The organism is Leifsonia sp. Y862, assembly GCF_057669585.1.
In genome coordinates, this window is the sequence record NZ_JBYHFR010000001.1 from 889937 (window position 1) to 913843 (window position 23907).

23 protein-coding genes are annotated in these 23907 nt (G+C 66.2%); 4 read left to right on the forward strand and 19 right to left on the reverse strand.

Annotated features, from left to right (window positions below; genetic code table 11):
- The first annotated feature begins 317 nt into the window (after window positions 1-317).
- The 4 genes from AC25Z0_RS04175 to AC25Z0_RS04190 all read left to right on the forward strand — a co-directional run bounded on the left by AC25Z0_RS04175 (window position 318) and on the right by AC25Z0_RS04190 (window position 1625).
- A complete protein-coding gene (locus AC25Z0_RS04175) occupies window positions 318-530 on the forward strand; it encodes a helix-turn-helix transcriptional regulator (RefSeq protein WP_488118943.1) in 213 nt (70 codons plus the stop codon).
- A gap of 199 nt (window positions 531-729) precedes the next feature.
- Window positions 730-987 (forward strand): hypothetical protein, encoded by a 258-nt coding sequence (locus AC25Z0_RS04180; RefSeq protein ID WP_488118944.1) that lies wholly within the window; start codon window positions 730-732, stop codon window positions 985-987.
- Between the two features lie 14 nt (window positions 988-1001).
- Window positions 1002-1391, forward strand: a complete 390-nt coding sequence (locus tag AC25Z0_RS04185; RefSeq protein WP_488118945.1) for a prevent-host-death protein — start codon at window positions 1002-1004, stop codon at window positions 1389-1391.
- Between the two features lie 9 nt (window positions 1392-1400).
- A complete protein-coding gene (locus AC25Z0_RS04190) occupies window positions 1401-1625 on the forward strand; it encodes a hypothetical protein (protein WP_488132422.1) in 225 nt (74 codons plus the stop codon).
- A gap of 161 nt (window positions 1626-1786) precedes the next feature.
- On the opposite strand, the gene AC25Z0_RS04195 is transcribed toward AC25Z0_RS04190, so the two are convergent.
- The 19 genes from AC25Z0_RS04195 to pstC form a co-directional block, all read right to left on the reverse strand.
- A complete protein-coding gene (locus AC25Z0_RS04195) occupies window positions 1787-2155 on the reverse strand; it encodes a hypothetical protein (RefSeq protein ID WP_488132423.1) in 369 nt (122 codons plus the stop codon).
- A gap of 50 nt (window positions 2156-2205) precedes the next feature.
- On the reverse strand, window positions 2206-2877 hold the full coding sequence (locus AC25Z0_RS04200) for a TetR/AcrR family transcriptional regulator (protein WP_488118947.1): 672 nt from the start codon (window positions 2875-2877) through the stop codon (window positions 2206-2208).
- Complete coding sequence (locus tag AC25Z0_RS04205) at window positions 2874-3638, reverse strand: tyrosine-protein phosphatase (RefSeq protein ID WP_488132424.1); 765 nt, start codon at window positions 3636-3638, stop codon at window positions 2874-2876. Before AC25Z0_RS04205 ends, AC25Z0_RS04200 begins: the two co-directional genes overlap by 4 nt.
- The gene (gene phnE, locus AC25Z0_RS04210) at window positions 3635-4477 is read right to left on the reverse strand and encodes a phosphonate ABC transporter, permease protein PhnE (RefSeq protein ID WP_488118949.1); all 843 of its coding nucleotides are present in this window, start codon (window positions 4475-4477) and stop codon (window positions 3635-3637) included. The genes AC25Z0_RS04205 and phnE overlap by 4 nt, the downstream gene beginning before the upstream one ends.
- Window positions 4461-5252 (reverse strand): phosphonate ABC transporter ATP-binding protein, encoded by a 792-nt coding sequence (locus AC25Z0_RS04215; RefSeq protein WP_488118950.1) that lies wholly within the window; start codon window positions 5250-5252, stop codon window positions 4461-4463. Before AC25Z0_RS04215 ends, phnE begins: the two co-directional genes overlap by 17 nt.
- A gap of 56 nt (window positions 5253-5308) precedes the next feature.
- Window positions 5309-6208, reverse strand: coding sequence for a phosphate/phosphite/phosphonate ABC transporter substrate-binding protein (phnD, locus tag AC25Z0_RS04220; RefSeq protein WP_488118951.1), 900 nt, complete (start codon window positions 6206-6208; stop codon window positions 5309-5311).
- Window positions 6209-6443: 235 nt separating this feature from the next.
- On the reverse strand, window positions 6444-6962 hold the full coding sequence (locus AC25Z0_RS04225) for a hypothetical protein (RefSeq protein WP_488118952.1): 519 nt from the start codon (window positions 6960-6962) through the stop codon (window positions 6444-6446).
- Complete coding sequence (locus AC25Z0_RS04230; protein WP_488118953.1) at window positions 6959-8671, reverse strand: protein kinase domain-containing protein; 1713 nt, start codon at window positions 8669-8671, stop codon at window positions 6959-6961. The genes AC25Z0_RS04225 and AC25Z0_RS04230 overlap by 4 nt, the downstream gene beginning before the upstream one ends.
- Window positions 8672-8673: 2 nt before the next feature.
- Window positions 8674-9462 (reverse strand): phosphate ABC transporter ATP-binding protein PstB, encoded by a 789-nt coding sequence (gene pstB / locus AC25Z0_RS04235; RefSeq protein ID WP_488133112.1) that lies wholly within the window; start codon window positions 9460-9462, stop codon window positions 8674-8676.
- A 255-nt stretch (window positions 9463-9717) separates the two neighbouring features.
- A complete protein-coding gene (locus AC25Z0_RS04240) occupies window positions 9718-10758 on the reverse strand; it encodes a sortase (RefSeq protein ID WP_488132425.1) in 1041 nt (346 codons plus the stop codon).
- Entirely contained in the window at window positions 10758-11531 is a 774-nt protein-coding gene (locus AC25Z0_RS04245; protein ID WP_488132426.1) for a hypothetical protein, read from the reverse strand. The genes AC25Z0_RS04240 and AC25Z0_RS04245 overlap by 1 nt, the downstream gene beginning before the upstream one ends.
- The gene (locus AC25Z0_RS04250) at window positions 11528-12679 is read right to left on the reverse strand and encodes a hypothetical protein (RefSeq protein WP_488132427.1); all 1152 of its coding nucleotides are present in this window, start codon (window positions 12677-12679) and stop codon (window positions 11528-11530) included. Before AC25Z0_RS04250 ends, AC25Z0_RS04245 begins: the two co-directional genes overlap by 4 nt.
- 118 nt (window positions 12680-12797) lie before the next feature.
- The gene (locus AC25Z0_RS04255; RefSeq protein WP_488132428.1) at window positions 12798-14132 is read right to left on the reverse strand and encodes an Ig-like domain repeat protein; all 1335 of its coding nucleotides are present in this window, start codon (window positions 14130-14132) and stop codon (window positions 12798-12800) included.
- Between the two features lie 48 nt (window positions 14133-14180).
- A complete protein-coding gene (locus tag AC25Z0_RS04260) occupies window positions 14181-15509 on the reverse strand; it encodes an Ig-like domain repeat protein (protein ID WP_488132429.1) in 1329 nt (442 codons plus the stop codon).
- A 90-nt stretch (window positions 15510-15599) separates the two neighbouring features.
- A complete protein-coding gene (locus tag AC25Z0_RS04265) occupies window positions 15600-16763 on the reverse strand; it encodes a type 2 periplasmic-binding domain-containing protein (protein WP_488132430.1) in 1164 nt (387 codons plus the stop codon).
- A 136-nt stretch (window positions 16764-16899) separates the two neighbouring features.
- Window positions 16900-19584: a hypothetical protein gene (locus AC25Z0_RS04270; protein WP_488132431.1), complete on the reverse strand. Its 2685-nt coding sequence runs from the start codon at window positions 19582-19584 to the stop codon at window positions 16900-16902.
- 7 nt (window positions 19585-19591) lie between these two features.
- The gene (locus AC25Z0_RS04275) at window positions 19592-21280 is read right to left on the reverse strand and encodes a phosphate ABC transporter substrate-binding protein PstS (protein WP_488132432.1); all 1689 of its coding nucleotides are present in this window, start codon (window positions 21278-21280) and stop codon (window positions 19592-19594) included.
- Window positions 21277-22575, reverse strand: a complete 1299-nt coding sequence (pstA, locus tag AC25Z0_RS04280) for a phosphate ABC transporter permease PstA (protein WP_488132433.1) — start codon at window positions 22573-22575, stop codon at window positions 21277-21279. Before pstA ends, AC25Z0_RS04275 begins: the two co-directional genes overlap by 4 nt.
- Window positions 22576-22582: 7 nt before the next feature.
- Complete coding sequence (pstC, locus tag AC25Z0_RS04285; protein ID WP_488132434.1) at window positions 22583-23650, reverse strand: phosphate ABC transporter permease subunit PstC; 1068 nt, start codon at window positions 23648-23650, stop codon at window positions 22583-22585.
- Between the last annotated feature and the right edge of the window lie 257 nt (window positions 23651-23907).

Below are 23907 nucleotides of genomic sequence, written 5' to 3' on the forward strand. Positions count from 1 at the left end.
GGTTTGTCGGTATTCCTCCGGGCCACTACGGGCGCATTGATGTCGCTAAACGCTGGTTTACCAGCATTAAACATGATCGTGACCAGCGGTTTAAAATTAACTTGCTCATAATCCGTCGGTCACGGGTTCAAGTCCCGTCCGCCCTACTGGAAGATTGGTCTGATCAGGGTTTCTTGTCTTAGTGAAAAGGCAGAAACTTGATAGACTCAACGTTTATTCAACACTTATTCGAAAATTCCACCCTCCTGCGGCACCTTCGCGGAGTGGTGTTCGGCCCGCCTCGGTTCATCTGGGATGGCCTCGAGCACCTTGGTGTTATGAACACCGAACGCCTCTCCGGGCTCAGCCTTGAGCCGGTTCTCACTACGAGCGAACTTGCCGAGTATCTCGGCGTGCACGTGCAAGCCATCTACGATCTGCGCGCCGACGGACGCGGCCCCTCCGGCATTCGGGTGGGGCGCGAGATTCGTTACCGCGTCTCCGACGTAGTTAGTCGGCTGGCTGGACGGACTGCACGAGCCCTCGGCTGATCTGTCGCTCCGTGAGGGGGTGCGCTGATGCCCGGCCGGCCTCGCCTGCCTGTGGGCACCTTCGGCGGTAGGCCGGAATTCGACATCACTGTCATCGATGAACCGCCAGCGTTGGCGGAAGGCGCGGTATGCGGGCACTCCTCTGTTATGCTCACGAGTGCTCCACGAGTCATAAGTCCGATTGGGGGTCGGGAGCCTTATGGCTGACGATGCAGTGAAATACGAACTGACGACGGTGCAGGCGATCCGCGGTACCGAAGCCAAGACGACGGCGAAGTGGCAGGACGACGGCTGGGAGTTCGTCAGCCAGAGCCAGGGGCTTCTCCAGTCGCAGATAACGTTCCGCCGTCCGAAGGCGACGCCGCAGTGGAATCTCTTCGCAGTGCTGGGTGGGGTTCTCGCGTTCCTTGCCATCGTCATCATCATCGGCATCAACGTGATCGGAGGCGGGAGCTGAGCAAACAGGCCGATGTGTTCGCCGAGGCCGAGGACCACACTGTCCAGATCACGCGCCGCGATGGCGAGCCACTGGTGCTGATGTCCCAGCGCGAGGCGGACGCCCGCGCGGCCCTGCTGCAATTCGCAGCAGACCTCATCACGGTCACACTCGATGACAAGGGCACTCTCGCATCGAGAATGGCTGACCGGTTCCAATGGATGCTTGCGTTGTCAGCGAAGGATCAGGCACAGTGCGCGCAGGATCTCGTCAACGCCGCTCGAGCGTCGTTCGCTACGGGGCAGCCACACCTCGCCATCGCCGAGCTCACCTCCTGGCGCGAGACGGCAACCGCGATCGCTGCTGGACTCTCAGGCCGCCCAGTCGAGTGGCTCGACGACGCTGAGCCGGTCGAGCGTCCCTGACTGTGGCGCATGCCGTTTCGGCTCGATGAGCCCGACGACTTCGATCACGACCTAGTCGCTCATGGTCGCGACGCATTGGACTGGCTCAACGAGGGCAACGACGAGGCATACATGCGGGTGCACCGCGCCTGGTACGCGTATCGCCTCGCAAAGCACGCAAAGCTTGACAGGGAGGCCCTGGGAGCCCTCCAAGCAAACGCCGTCGCCGCCATGGAGGCCGCAGTAACTTGCTGATTGGCTGATTGGCTGATCGCTGATCCGCCGGCGCACCCGCATTCAAGGCGTATCGCCCTTTAGAACGAAGCTTGCACGTACCGGTCGGGTCGACGGTTTTTGCGATTGGGGAAAGCGCCAGGTGAGTGCGCTCAGTCATGCACCTCAAGCGCCTCCTCAGCTCATGAAGTGATGAGGCCCCCGCAGACGTAGAAGTTGACGATGAGCAGGACGCCACCGGCCAGGGGAAGCGGCCAGGACGCCTTGCCCTTCATGAGGCGCAGGAATCCCCACAGCAGAACGACAGCTGTGATCACCCACGGGCCACCGATGGCAACATACAGGATTGCCACCTTCACCCCGTCCGGCAGTGTCGACGGGGCAGACGGGTCGGTGATCCCGGCGAAGCCGAGAAAGCTGCCAATGAAGCTCGCAAAGATCGTCGCGAACCCCAGAAGCAACCCGAGGATAACGAACGCGGCGACTTCCCAGCCCGATCGCGGTCCAGCCGCCCTTGTCTCTTGTGTGCTCGTGCTCGCGCTCATGCTCATTCCGACGACACTACAGCGTCACTCCGACGCGCTCACGACCCTTTTTCAACTCAGCCCCATGCGGATGTCGGCGTTGATTGTTCAGCGGTCGGTGAACTGTCAGCCAGCATTCCGCGCCATACCGTTTCGACTGCAGAGCGTAGTCGTGACTGAGTGGCCGGGGAGTCGAGCGCATCTCCACGGACCACAAGTTGGTAGTACAGAACGCCGGCTATCGCGTCGAAGCATGCTTCGACGTCGAGGTCGGCGCGAAGGATCCCGCGCTCAACGCCGACCCGAAGCGCTTTCTCGACTGGAACACGCCGCCGCACCACATGGGAGGACCAATACGCCTGTTGCAGTTGGCGGTCCGCCATCACGAGTCGGATCCGTTGCCGGAACCGCGCGTTCGAGTATCCGGCTGCGGTCACGGAGATTGGGCCACCGAGGATTGCGGTGAAGATCGCCTCGCGAAGGTCGCCGTCCGTGGAGATGGACGATGGGATTGTCCGTCCGACATCTAAAGCAGCCGCGATGAGCGCCGTGAGTGATGGCCAGCGGCGGTAGAGCGCCGCTCGGCTTACGCCACTGCGTTCAATCACTCGGGAGACGGTGATGTCTTCCTCAGCATCGATGAGCGCGAGCGTCGCCTCGATGATCTGGTTGTCGAGATCTTCGTCGCGCGGACGGCCGGGACCGCGATGGACCGCAGTCCCGGCGTCCTGAATCGCGTTCGACGTCACGCGATGAGTGCTTTCTCCCTCAGGCGAGCGATCGTGCTCTCGCTGAGGCCCGCATTGCGCAGCGGGGTAAGCGCGTCCCGGTGTCGTTCGCGGAGGCGTTCGAGGAGGAGGAGCATCGACGCCTCCATGGGCTCGTCCGAGATGGTGGCCGCTCGGATTTGGTCAGAGTCGATACCGAGGCCTGCAAATAGCGCACCCATCACGGCTTTGGTGCGTTCCCTGATCGCTGCCATGTTGGGACCGGTTCGTGCGTAGTCGGTGACGATGTCGTCGTCGTGCGCCCCGAGAGCGAGCAGGAGCACTGCTGCGAGGATGCCAGTGCGGTCGCGGCCTGCTGAGCAATGGAATGCCGTTGCCCCAGGGGCGTGAGCGATGATGTTCAGTGCGGTGACCAGCTGGGGAGCTGCGTTCTCGACCATGTCGGCGTACATCTCTCCCATCGCCTGATGGACCATGAACGGTGCGTCCTTTGACATCGAGTCGGCCACGCTCGCGATGAGTGGCAGGTGGTGGTACGCGACCGGGTGCTCTGCGAGCGGTCCGCGCCCGGTGATCGCTACCTCGTGTGAGGTGCGCAGGTCGATCACCGCCGCCAATCCGTTCTTGGCGAGGGAGCTGGCCACGTCGGATGTGATCGTGGAGAGGTCATCGGCGCGGATGGCGAATCCTTCGCGCACGGTGCCTCCTGCGACGGGAATGCCGCCAAAGTCACGGATGTTGGCCGGGGCGCTGAGCTGGATATCCAGGGTGGAGATGGTCATGTGATTCTCTTTCTGATGAGGGCGCTGCCCTGGTCTATCGCTGTGACGAGCACGATGATGCAGATGATGATGGCGCTGAGGTGTCCGTAGTCGTACATCCGCATCGCTGTGGTGAGTTCGAGGCCGATCCCGCCAGCGCCGACGAGGCCGAGGATTGTCGCTCCGCGGACGTTGCCCTCGAACAGGAGCAACGTGTATGACACCAGCAGCGGAGCCGCCTGGGGAAGGACTCCGTATTGCACGACCTGCCGTTTCGATGCGCCGACCGCTTGCATGGCATCAATCGGGCCTCGGTCGACGGATTCCATGGCCTCAGCGAAGATTTTGCCGATGGATCCCAAAGAGCCGAGGGTCATGGCAAGGATTCCCGCGAACGGGCCGAGTCCGACGGCCGAGACGAACATGAGAGCGAATACAAGGTCGGGCACGGAGCGGATGATGTTCATCGTCCAGCGCGCCGGGAAATACAGCCATCTCGGTGCAATGTTGGACGCCGCAGCAAATGCAACGAACAGAGAAAGCACCGCGCCAAGGACAGTGCCAACGATTGCCATTTGGAACGTCTCGATGAGCAACGTCAGGATAGTTTCGAACTTGCCGAAGTCGGGCGGGAACAGTCTGGATAAAAATTCGCCCATGTTGACAGTGCCCTGTCCCAACTTCGCGAAGTTGAACTCCGCGCCATTGAATGACCAGACCAGCAACACGAGTGCAAGAGGGATAGCAACGAGAAACCGTGTTCGAGGTGCAGAGACCGCGCGCTCGAGACGCGCACGCTCTGACCTCGACAGCGCGGGCGCAGCCGTGTTTCGGGTGCGATTTTCAGCTGTGGTGGTCATCGGCAGCATCCTCTTCTTCGTCGTAGAGCACCGCAAGCTTCGCAGCGCTTAGCTCGGAGGTGGGTGCGGAAACGAGCATCTCGCCGTGCCGGAGTCCGACAATGCGGTCGCTGTGCGCGAGGGCCAAAGGAAGCACATGCAGGCTCACCAGTACGGGGATGCCATCCTCGGTTGCGATCTCACGAAGCAACTCGAGAACGGAATGAGCAAGTTTCGGATCGAGCGATGCAACGGGCTCGTCCGCGAGGATCACCTTCGGTTCCTGCATGAGTGCACGAGCGATGGCGACGCGTTGCTGCTGGCCACCGCTCAGCTCCCGCGCCGCGTCCTTCGCCTTGTGGGCGATTCCAACCCGGTCAAGAAGATGCATGGCCCGTTTCCGGTGGACGCTGGAGAACCCGCCAAGAATATTGATGGGGCCCGCTTCATGGAGCGCTCCGGTGAGCACGTTGGTGAGCACGCTCATTCGTGGGATCAAGTTGAACTGCTGGAATACCTGTCCCACCTCAGACCTGAGACCGCGGAGCTCGCCCCGCCCGAGGTTGGTGACGTCGTGGCCGGCCACTCGGACGGTGCCGCCCGAAACAGGCGCGAAGCCCGTGAGACTCTTCATGAGAGTGGATTTGCCAGACCCGGATGCGCCGAGGAGCGCGACCATTTCCCCAGGAAACAGGTCGAGATCGACGCCGTCAAGAACGAGCTGATCGTCGTAGGCGACGCGGAGACCACGCACCGTGACGAGGGGAAGAGCTGCGCGCAATTCCGATGTAGCCACGTCCCTGGAAGAGGTTGCACGGGTGGTGCCTGGTGGCACAGAACGAACCGGCATACTCACTTGAGGTCCTCGAGCTTCACGCCCGCGACCTCCGCGATTTTGGCAAACGACGCGAAGATGCTTGGGCTTGGTTCGATGATGACATCTCGACCAACAAAGGCGCTGTATGCCGAGAGCGCTTCTTTGTTCTCTTCCGAGAACACCTTCGGCAGTGCCTCCTCAAGGAGCTTTCGGGTCCCGTCATCGAGCGACTGGCGTGCGAGAACCGTGCCGATGACATCCATCGACGGGCTTTCGCCAACTGCTCTCCACTCATCGTCGGCGAAGGGGAACATCGGCGCTCCCATCTCGGTGATGGCGAAGGCTGTACATGCGGCATCCACCTGGCCTTGCTGCAGCGCCGCGAAGCTTCCTTCATGGCCGCCCGCAAAGATGGACTCATAGTCCTCGCCCTGTTCGAGCCCGGCTTCGTGGAGCATGTACACGGGCATGAAATACCCCGAGCTCGACGCTTGATCGGCAAAGGCGACAGTTGTGCCCTTCAAATCCTTAACAGTCTCAATGGGCGAGTCATCGAGCACCACGCATGTCGAGACAGGCTCGTCGCTGCCTTTCCACGCGAGCAATGCATCTACTTCACCGGTATTGAGGGCGAGGGCGGAGGGGAAGCCGCTCATGATCCCAATGTCCACGTGGTCAGAGCGGATGGCCTCGACGACGCTGAGGTAGTCCGGCACGTCGGTAATCTCGACGGCGCGGCCGGTCTCTTTCTCGAGCAGTTCGGCAAGAACCTCGATCGGGTTCTCAGCCGTCGGGTCGTCGGAGACGGGAATGGTAGCGATCGTGATCGGAGCGTTTGCCACGGCCGCCGCGTCTGCTCCGGATGCCTGGCAGCCGGTAAGCGCAAGCGCGGAGATGGTGAGCAAGCCCACCGCTGGAAGGGTAAAGCGACGCATGGTGACCTTTCGGAGTGCGGGTCTCGACGATTACGAGAACACATGTATTCAAACTCGCGAAGGTAAGCGGGAATTACGAGACCGTGGTACTCGCAATAGAACGGCCGGTAAACAGCTGGTGAAGCCGTTCCAGCGATCGGCACCGCGGACGTCTCTCCCACGACGACGACGGCAGGTGAAGGATTCCGCGCGATGATCTTCTGTGCCGCGCGCTACCGCCAGCGCTCGGTGAGGGTCAGGCGGCTAACGCGGCTCCGCGTAGGTCTGCGATCTGAGAGCGCGACAGACCCGATCGCACGGCCAGCGCCCACGTTTCGTGCGGCGTGAGAATGTACGAGAGATCGTAATCGGGCATTGTCGTGCCGGCCAGGGTAATCGTCGCGGGCCGTTGCTGCGCCCAGAGCCAGGCGTCTTGGAACGGACGGTCGACGCTGGAGCCGTCTGAGGGGATCAACAACCATTGAGCGGATGCGGAGAACTCGTTTCTGTCGAGCAATTCCAAAGTCTTCGGGGTCGGGGTGACCAGCACGATTCCCAGCCCTTCGGAGTGAGCGAAGGCCGCACGTGGGCGCAGATCCACTACCGGCACTGTCTCGATCAGGACTCGGGCATGAATGGAATTGCCGTGACCAGACTGGTCGAGGATAAGCGCCCCATCCCGCCGATCGATCAGCCAGATCGCGGCCGCCAGGTAAGGGTCGATGCCGGATAGGGGCACCTCAATTGCCCAGCCTTCGAGAGTCAGGTACGTCATTGTTCCTCCGTTGGTTCGGGCGTCGGTTCTGCGGGGGGCGGTGTCGGTTGGGGCTCGACGACGAGCACCACGGTCACGCCCACCCGCAGCACGGCCCCCTGCGCCGGCAGGGTGCCGCTCACGATCGCGGCCGGCGAGACGGTGCCGTGAACGTTCACGACAAACCCGGCCGATTCGACCAGGGCGGTGGCCGCCCCGACGCTGAGCGCGGCCACTGCCGGGACGGTGTTGGTGCCAGAGGCAACGCTCACGTCGACGGCCGATGCCGCGGGCACGGTTTGCCCTGGCTGGGGGTATTGAGCGAGCACGCGCTCGGCCTTCTCGGCCGAGTCGATGCGTGACACGGTGCCGAGCGCGAGTCCCAGCGCGGCGAGGGCCCGTTCGGCGTCGGCGAGGGTGCCGTAGAGCGTGGGCACCGAGACGTCGGTCGCGACGGGCGACTCGCTGGGCGGGGCGGATGCGAAGGGTTGGGTCTCCGCAGCCGTCGCCGATGCCGTGGCCGTCGGCGTGGACGTGTCGCTCGCCATCGGTGTCTTGTGGGCGTCGGGTTCGGGCACTGCCGCGGCCGCCACAACTCCCCAGACGGCGAGGCCGCAGATGAGTGCGGCCACCACGAGCGCGGCGAGACCGGCGGGCGTTGCCGGAGTTCGCTGCGGCTGTCCGGCGTCGACGCCAGACGGGGTCGCGGGGGCCAGGGCCGCGGGGGAGAGATAGGCCAGCTGGCCCGCGGTGCTCGAGCCCAGCACGCGGGTCGCAGGGTCGATAGTGGCGCCTGCCTCCGCGGGCGCATCCGCCGCGTCGGGCAGCGCGGGCAGCGCGTCGGTCAGCGCGGCGCGAAACTCGGTGGTGTCGCGAAACCGTCTGGCCGGCGTCTTGGTCAGCGCGCGTGTCACGACGCGGTCGAGTGGGCGGGCGGCGGGCGCGAGCACCGACGGAACGGGCGGCGGCGCTGACACGTGCGCCTCGAGCACCTGAGCGGTGCTGTCGCGCAGGTAGGGCGGGTGACCTGTCAGGAGAAAGTAGAGCAGCGCGCCGGCCTGATAGAGGTCGCTCGCTGCGCGCACGGGTCTGCCCTGCGCGTGCTCTGGTGACATGAAGGCAGCGTTGCCGATCACGCCAATATCGCTGGCCGCGACATCCGGAGCATTGGTGGTGAGCAGCACGTCGCGGCCGACGACCGAATGTCCGGTCGCATCGGCGAGCCCGAAGTCGACCAGCCGCACGTGCGAGGCGACCAACGGACCGCCATGCGTGGTGATCAGCACGTTTGCGGGCGACACGTCTCGATGCACGAGCCCGGCGGCGTGAGCGGCGCCGAGCCCGGCGAGCACGCCGTCGAGCACGGCCGCGGCCTCGGCGGCCGGCAGCGGCCCTCCGCGCGCCACCCGTTCACCCAGGCTCTCGCCGTCAACGAGATCGAGCGCGATCCAGGCCTGAATCATGCCGCCGGCCTCGTGCAGCCCGTTGGCGTGTATGGCGGCGACGTTCGGGTGACGCAAAGCCTCGGCCTGCCGCGCCTCGCGCAGAAACGCGTCGCGCGATTCCTCGGTGGCACAGAGGTGCGGATGCAGCAGCTTGAGTGCCACGCGCAAACCAGGGTTTAGCGTGTCATCCGCGGCGAACACCGAGGCGGAACCGCCCACCCCGAGCAGCTCGGCCAGCCGGAACCGGCCGCCGATGAGGTTCTCGGGGTGGTCGTCGAGGTGCATGATTATCCGAATCGACCGTTCACGTAGTCGAACGTGCGCTCGTCTTGCGGCTCGGAGAACATCGCATCGGTGTCGCCATGTTCCACGATGCCGCCGGGGGTGCCCTGCGATGCGAGGAAGAACGCGCACTTCTGCGACACCCGCTGCGCCTGCTGCATGTTGTGGGTCACGATCACGATCGTCACCTCTTTCTGCAGTTCGCCCATGGTCTCTTCGATGACACGGGTCGACGTGGGGTCGAGGGCCGAGCACGGTTCATCCATCAAGAGAACCTTCGGCTTCACCGCGAGCGACCGCGCGATGCAGAGGCGCTGCTGCTGGCCGCCCGAGAGTCCGCCGCCGGGTTGGCGCAGGCGGTCTTTCACCTCGCGCCAGAGGCCGGCGCTGGTGAGGCTGCGCTCGACGATCTCGTCTTTCGTGTCGCGCGAGGCGCGCACGCCGGTGAGCTTCAGGCCGGCGATCACGTTGTCGTAGATCGACATGGCCGGGAAGGGGTTGGGCTTCTGGAACACCATGCCGATGTGCCGGCGGGCGTCGGTGAGCTTGCGTTCGCGGTCGTAGATGTCGACGCCGTCGAGAATCACTTCGCCGGCGAGGGCGGCTGAGGGCACCAGCTCGTGCATGCGGTTGAGGATGCGCAAAAACGTGCTCTTGCCGCAGCCCGACGGCCCGATGAGCGCGGTCACCTCGCCGGCGCCCATCGAGAGCGACACCCGTTCGAGCACCTTGTGCTCGCCGAACCAGGCCGAGACGTCGCGCGCCTCGAGGCCGGAGAGCGGGGCGGCGGACACCGTCGGGAGGGCCACGGAGTCGGCGATCTCTGCGTCGGCGTCGTGGATGGTCTCGGGCGGCGCAGGAGGTGCCGGGCGGGTCGAGATCCTGAGCGAGGGCAGCACAGAGGTGACGTCGTCATTGTGCAGCGGCACGCGTTCCGCGGCGAGCTCGGCGGCGTCGGCCGCGGTGAGGTGCACGGTGGTGATGTCGTTGTGGCTCGGCGTGGGCTGAGCAGAAGGGGCTGTCATGGTTTCCTTGGGGCTAGCGGGTGGTCAGAGGAGGTTGGGAAGGGCGTTCATCACGGAGTCGGCCGCGGTGACGCCGAGAACGAGCATCACCGGAACGCCGATGAGCCAGGCCTGCCAGCGGCCCCAGCGGGTCCAGAGCCACCAGAGACCGATGGCGGATGCCACGAAGAAGAAGAGTATGAAGAACGAGCTGAACCATCCGCTCGCGTTCTGGCCCATGGCGCGTTCGGCCGGCGGCAGGGCGGCGTAGGCGAGCACCTTGGTGGGGGTGGTCTGCACCTTCGAGGTGAGTTGGGCGTCGACGTGCAGGACGCCGGAGGGGAACAGTGCGAGGCCGTCGGCGGTCATCAGCTCGAGCCGGCCCTCCGTGGCGCGCAGCGGTTCGGGCAGCGGGTCGCCAGCACGGCGCAGTGCGAACACCTGGAAAGTGCTGGTGCCTTGCCCTGTGGTGATCGTGATGTCGTCGCCGGGTTTCAGTCGGCTGAGACCGCCGAACGGCCCGCCGTAGGTGGTCTGTCGGCCGAGGATCACGGATGTTCCGGCCTGCCCTGGCATCACCGAGTCGCGGCGGTGGCCGATGCCGGTGCGCAGAACCTCGCCCGTGGTGCCCTCGGCGACGACCTCGCTCAGGCCGATGGCGTCGATCTGCAGCAGCGCGACGGGCGTTCCGGCTGGCACCAGCTCGGCGTCGAGATTGAGCTGCCCCACGGGGGTCTCTGCCTTCGCGAGGGTGGTGCGCAGCTCGTGGTAGCTCAGGTTTTGGGCGCGGTTGTGCTGGAACACCGAGAACAGGGCGACGTGCCCGACGAAGCCGACGAGCAGCAGCGACACGGTGAGGATCGCGGCGCCCGCCCACCAGCGGGTGTCGCGCGGTGCGAGCGGGCGGGGAGCGTCTGGGAGGCGCAGCCGCGGTCGGGGCTTGCCGCCGCGCTTGGGCGGCCGACCGCCGCCCGCGGGGATCGGGCGGTGGGCCCTGGCGACGCGCATCCGAATCTTCTCGGTCACCGCGAACCGCGATGTCGCTGGTGGCGTCGGGGCTGCGGGAGGTCGGGTGTCGATCGTCATCAGGCGCCCAGCTTGCCGAGAACGGGTGCGCGCATCAGGCCGAGCAGCTGCCAGGCGGCGACGCCGAGAACCGCGGCGCCGCCGACGCCGCCGGCGATCCAGACGCCCACGGGGATGTCGAAGCTGGCCGCGACGAGCGGGCCGCTGCCGATGAGCACGTCGGCGGTCGCGATCTTCTTGCACCAGCCGGTGAACTGCACGGTGTGGGTTCCTGGCGTGGTCTTCTTGTCGATCGGGAACACGGCCTCAACCTGCCCGTCGGCGTCGGCGCTGAACGTGCCGATGAGCGTGGGCTCGGAGAACAGCACGAGCTGCACTTGCTCGCCCGCTGCGTAGCCGGTGGCGGTGGCGGTGACGTTCTGGCCGGGCTCGTAGAAGTCCTTGTCGACAGCCGCGTTCGAACCGTTCGACGCGGGGGCCGTGGGTACCGGCGGCTCGGCCGGCGTGCACTCGGCGGCAGCGGCCGGTGCGGTGGGCGACGTGGTGGCCGCTTTCACCGGTGCCTTGACGGTGGTCGTGGTCTTCGTCGTCGTGTTCGTCGTGGCCGGCGCGGTGACAGGAGGCGGTGTCGGTGTCGGTGTCGGAGTCGGAGTCGGAGTTAGCGTGGGAGTGGGGGCCGTCGTCGGGATGACCACCGTGAAGCCGGTGTCTTGGTCTTCGGCGTGGGCCGCGACAGCGCCGAAGCTGACCGCGGAGAACGCCGCACCGAGCAGGGCGGCGGAAACCAGCATCCGCACCGCTCGTCGACCTGGGGTCTGGGTGTAAACGTTCATCGAACGGTCTCGCTTTCGTGTGCGGGGGCGCTGTGCCCGAGGTTGGTGCGTTCTTCGGTGCGGATCTGTTCGGCGTAGGCGGCGAGTTCGGAGCCCAGCAGCTCGCGCGACCGGCGCCGCCACCAGAGGGTGAGCCAGACGACAGCCACGATCGCGGCCACGAGGCCGAGCAGCGACCAGGGCACGGCCCACGCCATGGTGCTCGCGGTCTGCACGGCCGGCAGGGGGTCGGCCGCTGCGGCGCCGGCAGACGGTACCGGGTCGAGGGTGATGTCGGCGAAGAGCAGCAACAACGGCGCGACGTTGGGGAAGCTCGCCTCCACGTGGGCCACCCCGCCGGGCACGATGTTCTCGACCGGGTCGAGGGTGATCGAGCCGAAGTCGATGCCGAACGGGCCGGTGAGGTGCACGGTGGGCACCGCCGAGACGCGCACGTTGCCCTGGTTCGTGATGTCGAATCCGGCGCGGCCGGTGCCAGGGCCGAAGGGGTTGAGGGTTCCGTCGAACCCGGAGACGACGCCGGTGACGGCGAGCTTCGGTTCGAGCGGGCCGTCGACCCGCAGGTAGATGCGGGTGCCGACGCGCTGCTCCACCTGCACGGCCGAGCCGGTGGCGTCGGTGGCCGCGGATTGGAAGGATGCCACGATGCCGGCGGCGTGGTCGCCCGGTGTGGCGTCGGCGGGCACGGTGATGGTGAACGGAATGTCGGCGCGGGTGCCCGGCTCGAGCGTGATCGTCTTGCCGATCGTCGCCGCGCAGGCCGCTTCGCCGGCGTCGTTGCTGTCGGCGCAGGCGGGTGACGACGAGTCGATGGTGGTCCAGGATCCCACGTCGGTGGAGGCCTCGTCGGCGCCGATGAGGGTGAAGGCCGCGGTGTTGTAGTCGGTGGTGGCGTCGGAGCCGTACACGCGGAAGGTGGCCGGGCCTGCGGAGAAGTTGGAGACGGCGACCCAGTCGCTGATCGTGGTGCCGGGTGCCACGGTGAAGTCGAATTCGGAACGCGCATCGGGACCCTGCGGGGAAGAGGGCTGCACGCTCCAGGTGACGTCGCTCTCGCCCTCGGCGTGCGCCGGGGTGGCGGCGGCCGTGACGAGCGCGGCCGCGAGCAGGGCGGCGGCCACAGTGGCGGCCGTAAAGTGAGTGGTCATCGGGGTCTTTCGGGTTGAGCGGAGAGTGAGCGGGTGTGTCGCGCTGGGGAGACTAGAGGAGAGACACCAACCGGAAACAAGGGGGAGNGAGAAGGAACACCCCCCCCCCGACACCGTGCTAGATCAGCGTCAGCGTGAGCTTCGCCGTGTAGTTGCCGGCAGCCGTGTCGACGGGAGCCTTCAGCGTGAAGGCGGCGTTGACGGTGGTCTGCGCCGTGGTGGCTCCGGCCGCTGCCTGGGCGAGCGGCTTGTCGTTCGACAGGCCGCCGTTGACGCCCGCGACAACGGCGGCACCGGCGGTCCCGGCGTTCGTGGCGCCGACCGCGGCCGGAACCCAACCGAGGTTGCTCGCTGCGATCTTCTTGGTGGCGTCGGTGAGACCGACGAAGTCGCCCGCCTTGCCGTTCAGCGTCCACGCGGTGCGCGCGGCACGGCTGTCAGAGACCGTCACCGTGCCGAGTGCGCCGGTGGCGACGTAGTTGGTTCCGTCGAGCGTCGGCTGGCCGAGCGCCGCGTCGCCGGGGGTGATCGTGAACTGCAGGCCGGTTGCGGATGCCGGAATGGTCACGGTGATGTTCGTGTCCTGCGGCGGGGCGGGCTCGGCGACCGTGGTCACGGTCACCGCGTTCGACGTGGAGGTGTTGTACAACGCGTCGCCCGAGTAGGCGGCGGTGTAGCTGTAGGTAGTTCCTTCGGTCAGCACGCCCGAGGTCCACGACGCGACACCGTTGACGGGCGCGACATTAGCAACTTCGGCGCCGGCGCTGTCTTTGAACGACACCGTTCCGGTGGCGGCCGCGGGGGCAACCGTGGCCGTGAGGGTGACCGCGCCCGTGTTGAGGGCGCTGGCGGCGAGGGTCGTGACGGTGTCGGTCTTAACGACGGGCGCGTCGCCGACGAGCTTCCAGCCGGTGGCGGTGACCTCGAAGTCGGCGCGGAAGTAGGGGTTGCCGGCCGACGGATTCGACGTGGTGGATTTAGCGTGCAGCACGACTGAGAAGGTGGATCCGACTGCCGTGGTGTCGATGGTTGTGACCGAGCTGAGGCGGCCCGAGAACGTACGGGCAATCATGTCGCCGCCGGTGGCCGCGGGGTCGGAGCCGAAGTTGTACGGGCCGTAGAGCGGACCCGTGTAGGCGGCGACGCTGTTCAGCGTGCCGATTGTGCCCGAGAAGTTGCCCTTCTGTAGCGAGAGCCACACGAACGGGTGGGTGGTAGCCGTGACAGCAGGATCGAAGGCGGTGTCGGTCCAGGCACGGGTGAGCTTGTCGTCCCATGTGCCCGAGCTGGGCTCGACGTGCAGCTCGCCAACGTAGGTGCCGTAGGCGGACGGGATGTCGACGTCTGCGGCGTGGGCGGGTGTGCCGGCGAGCACGGCACCGGCGACGAGGCCGGCGCCAATGAGCAGCGCGGCGAACCGCCGCGGCGAGCGGGTGGTGGGCTGGGTAGGCATGCGGGTGTCTCTTTCTCTAGGTGTGCGGTCGGGAGCGGATGGAAGAAGTTAGATGAGGGTGAGCGTGAGCGTGGACGTGTAGGTGCCGGGAGTGGTGTCGGCGGGCGCAGTGAAGATGACGTTGGCGATCACCCTCGTCTGCACCTTGGTCGCGCCGCTCGTTGCTTGCGCCAGCGGCTTTGCGGAAGACAGCCCGCCTCCTACGCCCGCGGTGACGATCGCGCCTGGGCTGCCAGCGCTGTCCGCTTGCTGGCCTACCAGTGCGGGCACCCACCCGAGCCCCGAGGCCGCGATCGTCTTGGTCGAGTCGGCCACGTTCACGAAGTCGGTTGCTTTGCCGTTGAGCGTCCACGCGGTTCGAGTGCGGCGCTGGTCACTCACCGTCACCCTGTTGAGTTGGCCGGTCGCGACGAGAGCGTCGCCTTCGAGAAGGGCCTTGTTGAGCGAAACGCCGCCGGGGGTGATCGTGAACTGCAAGGCGATGGGGGCTGTTGGGATCGCCACGGTGATGTTCGTGTTCGCGGGCGCGATGGGGTCGGCGACCGTGGTGACTGTGACGGCAGCGGCCGTTGACGGGTTGTAGAGGTCGCTGCCGGAGTAGTCGGCCGAATAGGTGTGCTCGGTGGCCGGGGAGAGTACCGCGGATGTCCACGTGGCGACGCCGCGCACGGGGGTCACCTGGGCGAGCTCGGCTCCGGTGGCGTCTTTGAACGTCACCGTTCCTGTCTCCGCCGCCGGAGTCACGGTGGCGGAGAGCCGCACCGCGCCGGTCTTGAGCGCGGTGGCGCCGAGGGTCGTCACGGTATCGGCCTTGACCACGGGCGCCGTTTCGATGAGTTTCCAGCCGGTGGCGGTGACCTCGAAGTCGGCGCGGAAGTAGAAGGTTGACCCGGTGGTATTTCTCGCGGAGAGAACCGTCGAAAAGGTCGAGCCGACAGCCGTGGTGTCGAGTGTTGGTACACTGCTCAGTCGCCCGGAGAACGCCCGAGTGATGACGTCGCCGCCCGCGGCGCCGGAGCCGGAGCCAAAGTTGTAGGGGCCATACAGCGGGCCTGTGTAAAGGGCGTTGCTATCCAGCACGCCGATTGTGCCCGTGCCGACGCCCTTCTGTAGCGAGAGCCACACGAACGGGTGGGTTGTAGCCGTGACAGCAGGATCGAAGGCGGTGTCGGTCCAGACACGGGTGAGCTTGTCGTCCCACCCGCCCGAGCTCGGCTCGACGTGCAGGGGGCCGACGTAGGTGCCCACCCCCGGTGGGATGTCGACGTCTGCGGCGTGCGCTGCTGTGCCCGCGAGAACGATGCCGGCGAGCAGACCGGCACCCACGAGCAGGGCGGCGACCAGCCGTTGGCGCCGCGTGCGGGGGATGGTGTGCATCTGTCTGTCTCTTTTCGGTAGGCGAGCGGGTGAGAAACGTGCGCCTGCGGGGCGGACCGGAATCCGCCCCACAGGGTGTTGCTGGTGGTGCTAGTTAATGGTGAACGCCGTGGATCCGGCGGTGTAGGCGTCTACCCCGATGGTCAGCGGGAGGGCGTTGAAGCCGAAGTCTTCAAAGACCTTGTTTCCGCTGTACGGGCTGTTCCGTGTGTAGGCCGAGCCGGCTGCTCCGACGAAGGTCGAGGCGAGGTCGGCGTTGTAGAGGGCGTTGCCCGTGGTGATCGCTGCCGTCTCGACGACGGTGAAGACCACGCGCTTGAGGGGGAATGCCGAGTTCAGCACGCCGCCCGAGACGGGCACGCTAGCATCGACCTGCTGCAGTTCTGCGGCTCCACGACGGTCGACTACGCCGGCTGCGTAGTTGGCGTTGAGGGTTGCCGCGTTGCTCTGCTCGATGAACGCGCCGACCGAGAACGGCACAATGTAGCTGCCGTCGAGCAGCGGCGCGCCGCTGTTCTCCTGCACCGGCGTGTTCGCCGGTCCATAGGTTGCCGGGATGGTGGGACTGATTGTTGTGCCGGCGAGAACGGTGTCGGTGAAGTACTTGCGCGTTCCCGAACCATCCTGCGGAAGCAGGGGGTGCAGGGTGATGGTCGTTCCGCCCGACGTGTAGCTGGTCACCTTACCCGCGTAGATGTTGCGCAGGGTCAGCAGGGTGGACGCATCCGTCGTTTCGCCCACCGGGATGGTGGTCGGCAGGATGCTGTCCTCGGTGGTCGCCCACGTCACGCCGTCAGCCGCGTAGGGCAGGTAGGTGAGCGCGCCGGTACCGCTGGTCAGCCACTTCGCGCCACTCGAGGAGCGCGCGAAGTTGACGTCGTCGTGGTTGAGGTTGACGCTCGTCGAACCGTTGAACAGGGTGGTGGTGTCGTCGATCGCCGAACGCAGCGCCTTCACGCCAGCACTCGAACCGTCGGGACGGTTGAACGTGGTTCCACCGCTCCAGGTCTTGATGGTGCTGCCGAGCGGGGTGGCGTTGAACGAGGCGATGTACTGGTCGCCCACGCCGTCGAGCAGCGCCTGCGAGAGACCGTTGTACAAGTCCTGCGTGGTGTCGGAGCCGACGCCGCGCAGTGAGCGGTCGGCGGTGTCGCCGATCGGGTCCGCGTTCGCGGCGGTAGCTCCACCGAGAGCGAGGGCCGCGATGGTGGCGACGCTGAGCGCCGAAACCGTCATTTTCTTGATGAGTTTCACTTTGTGCAACCTTTCGGTTATGATGTCCACTTGTTACATGCGCTGTTGCGCGGAAGCCCTCACCACGATTTGAAGCCTTGGTGGGGGCTTCTTCATGCCACCGGACGTTAGTGTGGCAAGAAGCTTTAAGGGCGACTCATTGCGGTTTCCGTCGCAGGAGGAACGGCGCTCCCACCAGCCCGGCCAGGCCGGCGATGAGCGACCCGCCGAGGGCCGTTGACCCGACTACGCTGCTCGTCGGCTCCGCGGCGGTCACCGTGGTCGACGCACGGGTCGAGGTCGCGGTGGTTCCGGGCGCGGCGGGAGCCGCACCGGTGGTGGACGTCTTCGAGGGGACCGTCACGATGGCGCTGGAAGCGGCAGGTGGCGTGGTCGGTGCTGCGGCGGGCGCCGCTTGGGGCCCGGCCTCGAGCACGTCGGCCGCCGTCAGCGCCTGAGTCACGAGCGCGGCGTTCAGCGGCGCGTATCCGGGCGGGAGCTGCCCCGGACCGAAGCCGAGTTCATTTCCCCCCTGCGCCGCATAGCGGATGAGCTCGGCGTACTTGCCGCGCGCGTCAGCGCCCATCGCGGGGTCGTTGAGGTCGGCCGCCGCATAGACGATCGAGGTGAGGGGGTAGGCGTCGTCGGGCAGGGCGGCGAAGTCGGTGGTTGTCACCCCCGCAACGCTCGTCGCCTTCTGCGCGTCGAGCGTTCGCCCCTGCGCCTCGGCATCCGCGCCGGCAAATACGCCGGGCCTATTCGGCAGCTGAAGGCGCGCCGTGCGCAGCGCGAAGGCCTCTGCCGTGGGGGCGTCGAGAATACCTATTACAAATGTGGCAATCGGGTATGAGGGCTGCTCAGCCTTGAACGCCTTGAGTTGGTAGTCCCACGCGGTGAGTCGGCCGGTGTCGCCTCGACCTATCCGCTGCGCTACGTTCTCGAAGCTCCCGGCGTAGCTGGGGTACGATTGCGCGTCAATGCGGACCGTGCCCTCCGTGGAATAGCCGGCTTGCCCTACAACCGTTGGGTGAGAGTAGGGAGCCTGGGTCTCGTCCGCCTTCGGAAAGTAGTTGATCGTGTCCGTTGCGAGATTCACATCGAGGCCGACGGCCTTGCTGATCGGGTCCCCGTTCGGACCGAGCACCTTATCGCCGTCGACACAAGGGGCCCCGCTGCTCAGCGCGGGGAGGCCGTTCACGCAATAGACAGGTGATACGACGGCTCCTGGGTGGCCGACAGGCAGGTAATACGGGTTCACTGTCATGCCGTGATTGTCGGCATCGGGCCGGCCTTCGAGGAATGCGCGCGCCTCGTCGTCGGCCTGGATCCACGCCCAGACTTGTGCAAAAGCATCCGCGGTCTGCGGCCCAAGCACCTGAGGCAGCGGCGGGTAGGGGGTCTTCCGTGAGGAAGGGTTGTCTGGATCGTCGAGGTGAAATGCCCGCACGACGTCGGGGTCTTGCCAGAACGCTGGTGAAGTATCGATTGCGTTCCACCAGGCGAGGTGCTCGCTGGTCGTGGTCTCGGAAGGGCCCATGTTTGAGATCCTGCCGGTGATCTGATGCGGGTATGACTGCGTCAATAGCTTCGCGAGCAGCCGTGGCGATATGTCTGCGGTAGTCACGGTGCCCGCGAAGGTCGTGAACTTGTAGCCGATTACGACGCCCGTCGCGGCCACGGGTGCGTACACGATGTCGGCGCCCGCTGTCGATGCTGCTTCTGCATCCACCGGCTGAGAGGTGTAGATGAACGGGGTGGATCCAGAGAGCATCTGCCCCCGGGTGACGTCGTCGCCGTTGGTCACCATCGAGTACAGGCCCTTGTCGCATAGTTCGCGCTGCCACGACCCCATCGCCTTTGACATCAGGGCCGAACCGGTGGCGCGAATTTCTTCGGTTCCCGACGAACACGCAGCGCCGACGGGAGTGAAGTCGAGCGGGATGACCATTCGTTCACTCCACCGCGAATACTGTGGGTCGAACGGGCTCCCGGTGCTCCCGATATCGGTCAACGTTGCACCGTACTTCGGGTCTGCTACGTCGACTATCTGCGTGTGACTTCCATAGGGAACCACCACGAGCCAGCAGCGTCGGACTGCGCCCGAGTCGTCGTCGGCGCCGCAACCCAAGTGAGGCGCGCCGACGGCGTTCTGCGTCTCAAAAGTGACTTCGCCGTGCCCGTCGGCTCCCACACGAGCTATAGAAACTTCGTTGGTCGTCGTTTCACCGAAGTACTCCAACTTTTTCGACTGTGGGTCGCTCTCCCCATACCCTCCGCCTGCCGCGGAGCGGAAGGCTGTCGCTCCACGTTCGACGACCGTCGTCGCGAGGCCCGCGCTGTCGATGTACTTTCCTGCCGAGCCATCGTTACTGGGCAGCACGTGGTCGGAGTTCCACACCCCTCCCCATTGGCACGTCTCTGCGAAATTATCAGCGAGTGGGTTGGGCCCCCAGCACTGCATGACGCTGAGGAAGTTGTAACTGACCGCCCCCGACCCAGTCCCTGTGCCACGCTGCGTCCCCCCCATCCCGTCGTACGTCACCCGCACCCCGCCGTCGGCGAGGTTCCGCGTGCGATCGACCGTCACCGTGAGGTCTTTGAAGTCCTCGTAGTCGCCGCTTTTATCCGTCGCGTCGGGGTGAGCCGGCTGAAACTTCTGCAGCGCGGGGTCATTGCCGCCCGCCCACGCCACGGTGACCGACGAGTCGTCAACGACCGCCTGGGCGCTCGGCGGGGTGGAGACGGCGGCGAGACCGAGGGCAGAGAATGCGACGAGCGCCAGACTCAGGCCGCGCACGAGGCGCAGCCGGGCGGAGTCGCTGCGGGGGGCGGGGAATGTCACGAGAGCATCAGTCCTTCGGGGTTGAGCTGGGGGAGCCGCGGGTGGGAGTGGGAAAGAGTGTCTTGCGGCCGCGCTTGCCGAGCAGCGGCGGCACGGCGGCGAAGGCGAGCAGGCCGCCACCCGCGCCAAGCATGGCCACCGAGGGCAGAACGCCCACGCCGGCCGGGGGAATCGACTGCGGGGTTGCTGCGACGATCACCGGGCTCGCGTCGGCGTCGATGACCGACGAGTTTCCGCCACCGCCGGACGAGCCGGTGCCCGCGTCGCCAACCGCATCACCAGAGGCGCCGCCCGAGGTGGTGCCGTCGGTGTTGGTGGTTCCGCCCGCCGCCGCGCCGCCCCCCGTCGCCGTGGTGGGCGTATCCTTCGCCCCGCCGGTGCCGGTGGTGCACTGGGTTACGCCCTTTTTGTCACAGTCGGGCGGCTGGGGCGCCTCGTTGGCGAGCTTGTTCGACCCGTCGGGCGAGAAGGTGGGGTTGTTGCAGTCGTTGATGCCCTTGATCAGCGGGTCGCCGCCGGGAATCTTCTGAATCTGCTTCTGGCCTGCCTGCACCAGGTTGATCGGCAGCGGCGAGTAGCCGAGTATCTCGGCGCTCATCTGCCCTTCGCAGAGAAAATAGGCACCGAAGTCGGCGAGGGTGAGACCCTTGTCTTCGGTGAATCCCGAACCGAGCGCGGTGGGCAGAATGCTGTACGAGTACGACGACAGCGGATAGGTGCGTGCGTCGCCCGAAGTATAGACGCCAGACAGGTCTTGCGTGAGGTAGTCGGGAGAGGTCATGTCTTCGTTGATGCGCGCGCTGAGCAGCGCCACCGCCACGTTCTGCGCCGTGGGTTCGGTGTAGTAACCCGCGTTGTTCAGCACCTTCGCCACCGGGAACCCGGAGTTGAGGGCGTACGAGTACTCGACGAAGGTGATCGCGCCCACCGCATGCGACTGTGCCACGTATCCCGCGACGCCGTTGGATCCCGACCGCGCGACGAAACCGGTGCCGGGCACGACCGGGTAGTTGCTGGTGACGCCACAGTGTCCGTTGACCAGCGTCCGACCCACCTTGGGGCAGTAGGCGTCCCACTCGGCCGCGTGTTCCTGCCGCAGCCAGATCGACACCTGCGCGGTCGCTCCCGATCCGTCGGAGCGCACCACGGGCACGATCGGAATCGACGGCAGCGCGAGCTCGGGGTTGTCGGCCTTGATCAGGGCGTCGTCCCAGCGGGTGACGGTGCCGGTGAAGATCTTGGCGATCGTCTCGCCCGAGAGCCGCAGGTTGGTGACCCGGTGGCCGCCAATGTCGAGGTTGTACATAAACGCGGTGCCGCCCGCGACGATGGGCATGTACGCGAACGGGCGCTCGGGGCGAACATCGGCCTCGTTGCTGTTGACGATGCCGTAGGGGATCTCCGAGACGCCGAAATCGGATGTCCCGTTGCCGAAGTCATTGCGGCCCTGGGTCGATCCCGACTCCGAGAAGGTGATCTTCCACTGGTAGTTGGCCCACACGTTGCGGATCCAGGCCTGCAGCGCGTTAGCCGACCAGGTGGAACCCGAGCCGACGAGCGGCGAGTGAACGGCGCCAACGGCGAGGGCCTGCGGGGCGCCGACGAAGCCGAGCACACCCGTGCCGATCAGCACGAGGCCGAGCAGCGCGGCAACCGCGCGAGCTGAGCTCCACCGTGACATCCGCGTTATGCTCATTCGCTGGCCTCCGTGCCTGTTGTCGATGTTTCTGTGATCGCGGGTTTCGCGGGCGGCGCCCCGCTCGCGACCGGCGCGAGACGGTGTTCGAAGCGTTCGGCGTCGCGGTGTGATGCGGCGAGAGCGCGGGCCTGGCCGCGCGGCGACAGGAGCCCTGCGCCGCGGCCGCCGATGATGCGGGCGACGAGGAAGAGCACGAAGACCAGCACCATGAGCACAGCTGCGGCGCCGAAACCGCGGGCGATCTGCGTGGGCTCCGGACTCTTCACCAGGGTGAACGTGGCGAACGGCAGCGACACCATCGGGCCCGAGAACGGGTTGAAGTTGTAGAACGTGGTGTAGCCGGCGGTGAGCAGCACCGGCGAGGTCTCGCCGATGCCGCGGGCGGTGCCGAGGATGATCGCGGTCATCAGCCCCGACTTGCTGGTGGGCAGCACCACGTGCCAGATCGTGCGCCACTGGCTGGTGCCGAGGGCGAGCGAGGCCTCCTTGAGCGTGCCGGGCACGAGCCGCAGCACCACGTCGGCCGAGCGGATGATGATCGGCAAGATCATGATCGTGATGGCGAGGCTGGCGGCGAATCCCGACTTGTCGAAGCCGAACAGCAAAATGTAGGTGGCGTAGATGAACAGGCCGCAGACGATCGATGGCAGCGCAGTCATCGCCTCGACCACGGTGCGCACGATGCGGGCGAACGGGCTGGGGAACTCGGCGAGGAAGACCGCGCACAGCAGCCCGAGGGGGATGGCGATCGCGAGGGCGATGGCGATCATGATGAGCGTGCCGACCGCTGCATGGGCCATGCCGCCGACGGTCATCGGGTCGAGAGGGCCGGCCAGCGACAGGTCTTGCACCCAGAAGTTCCAGTTGAGAAACGCCTCAGTGCCTCGGCCGAGGGTGAAGATGACGACCACGGCGAGAGCGAGGATCAGCACGACAGCGAGGGAGTGCACGATCACGGACACCACGCGGTCGAGGATCGTCACCCGGTTGTCGTCGAAGCTGATCACGGTGACGAAGAAGCCGACGAAGAGCAGGTAGGCGACCACGACGAAGGTGACCGGCCCCTCGAAGGGGAACACCTGCGTGTACAGCCAGGCCGTGGTCGCGATAGCGGCCACCGCGGCGCCGACGACACGCAGCACGTCATCGCGGCGGATGCGCGCGAGGTTGCGCCGCGTCTCCGGACGGGTGGGGTGTGTGCTGCGACCGTCGCGGCCGGGCAGGTGGGTGCGCGTGATGCGCGCCGGGCGCTGGACGCGGCGCTGAGTGCGGGGGGATTCGATCGTGGTCATGGGTCTCTCAGCTCGCCGCGCCCGAACGGGAACGCTGGATGATGATGCCGGCACCGAAGTTGACGACCATCGTGATCAGAAACAGAACAAGCCCGGCAGCCATCAGGGCCGACAGCTCGAACGGGCTCGCCTCGCCGTACCGCAGAGCGATGAGCGACGAGATGGAGTTGGTGCCGGTCTGCAGAATGTGCGGCTGGATGACGAACACCGGCGAGATCACCAGGTAGACCGCGATGGTCTCGCCGAGCGCGCGGCCGAGGCCGAGCATCGCGCCGCCGATCATGCCGCCGAGGCCGAACGGGTAGACGACCGAGCGGATCATGCCCCACTTGGTCGACCCGAGCGCCAAGGCGCCCTCGCGTTCACCGACGGGCGCCTGGGCGAATACCTCGCGCATGATGGATGCCGCGACCGGAGCCACCATCATGGCCACGACCAGCCCGGCCAGGAAGGCGCTGGCGGTGAACACCGTCGGCGTGGCGAGCGGGTCGCCCGGTTCGAAGTTCGGCACAGCGAAGATCGGGATCCAGCCGAAGTAGGTGGATATCCACTGGGCGATCGGCAGGATCGACCCCTCGAGCCAGAACATGCCCCACAGTCCGTAGACCACAGAGGGGATCGCGGCCATCAGGTCGACGATGCCCACCAGGAAGCGCTTGATGGCGGCGGGCGCGTACTCCGAGATGTAGGTTGCCGTGCCAACGGCGAGCGGCAGGGCCACGCTGATTGCTATGAGCGCGATGGTCACCGTGCCGAAGAGAACGGCGGCGATGCCGAACCTGCCAGAGTTGGGCTCCCAGTCTTGCTCGGTCAAGAAGTTGGGGCCTGCGGCGGCGATCGCCTCTGCACCGCGCACCGCGAGGAACACGCCGACGAGGGTCATGATGCTGAGCACAACGACACCGCCGCCGTGCGCCGTGAATCGGAAGGCGTTGTCGGAGATGCCGCGCACCGTCGTCAGTTGGCGTGGTTTGTCTTTGACGTGCGCCTGCTCGTCGAGCGGCGTGTCGTCGAGCGACGTGCCTTCGAGCACTGCGCCCTCGTGAGAGGTTCGCTCTGTGTCGCGAATCTCCATCGGTTCCCCCTAGTGGTGAGCGCGCTCACAGACCCGACGGTCGGTCGGATGCTCTGGCGCTTGTGTGGCGTGTGCGTGCCAGAGTTCCGCTTCTCGGGGGCCCACGGTGGCTGGCTCGGCAATCATGCAATACCCGACGAAATTTCGCAAACCTATTCGTCGGTAAAACCCCGCCAGGGGGCCCGGTACGCCGCTTTCGAAGATGAACACTAGGTTAACGCCGCACGTCCGAAGCACAGGAGGAGGCGGAGTTCGGT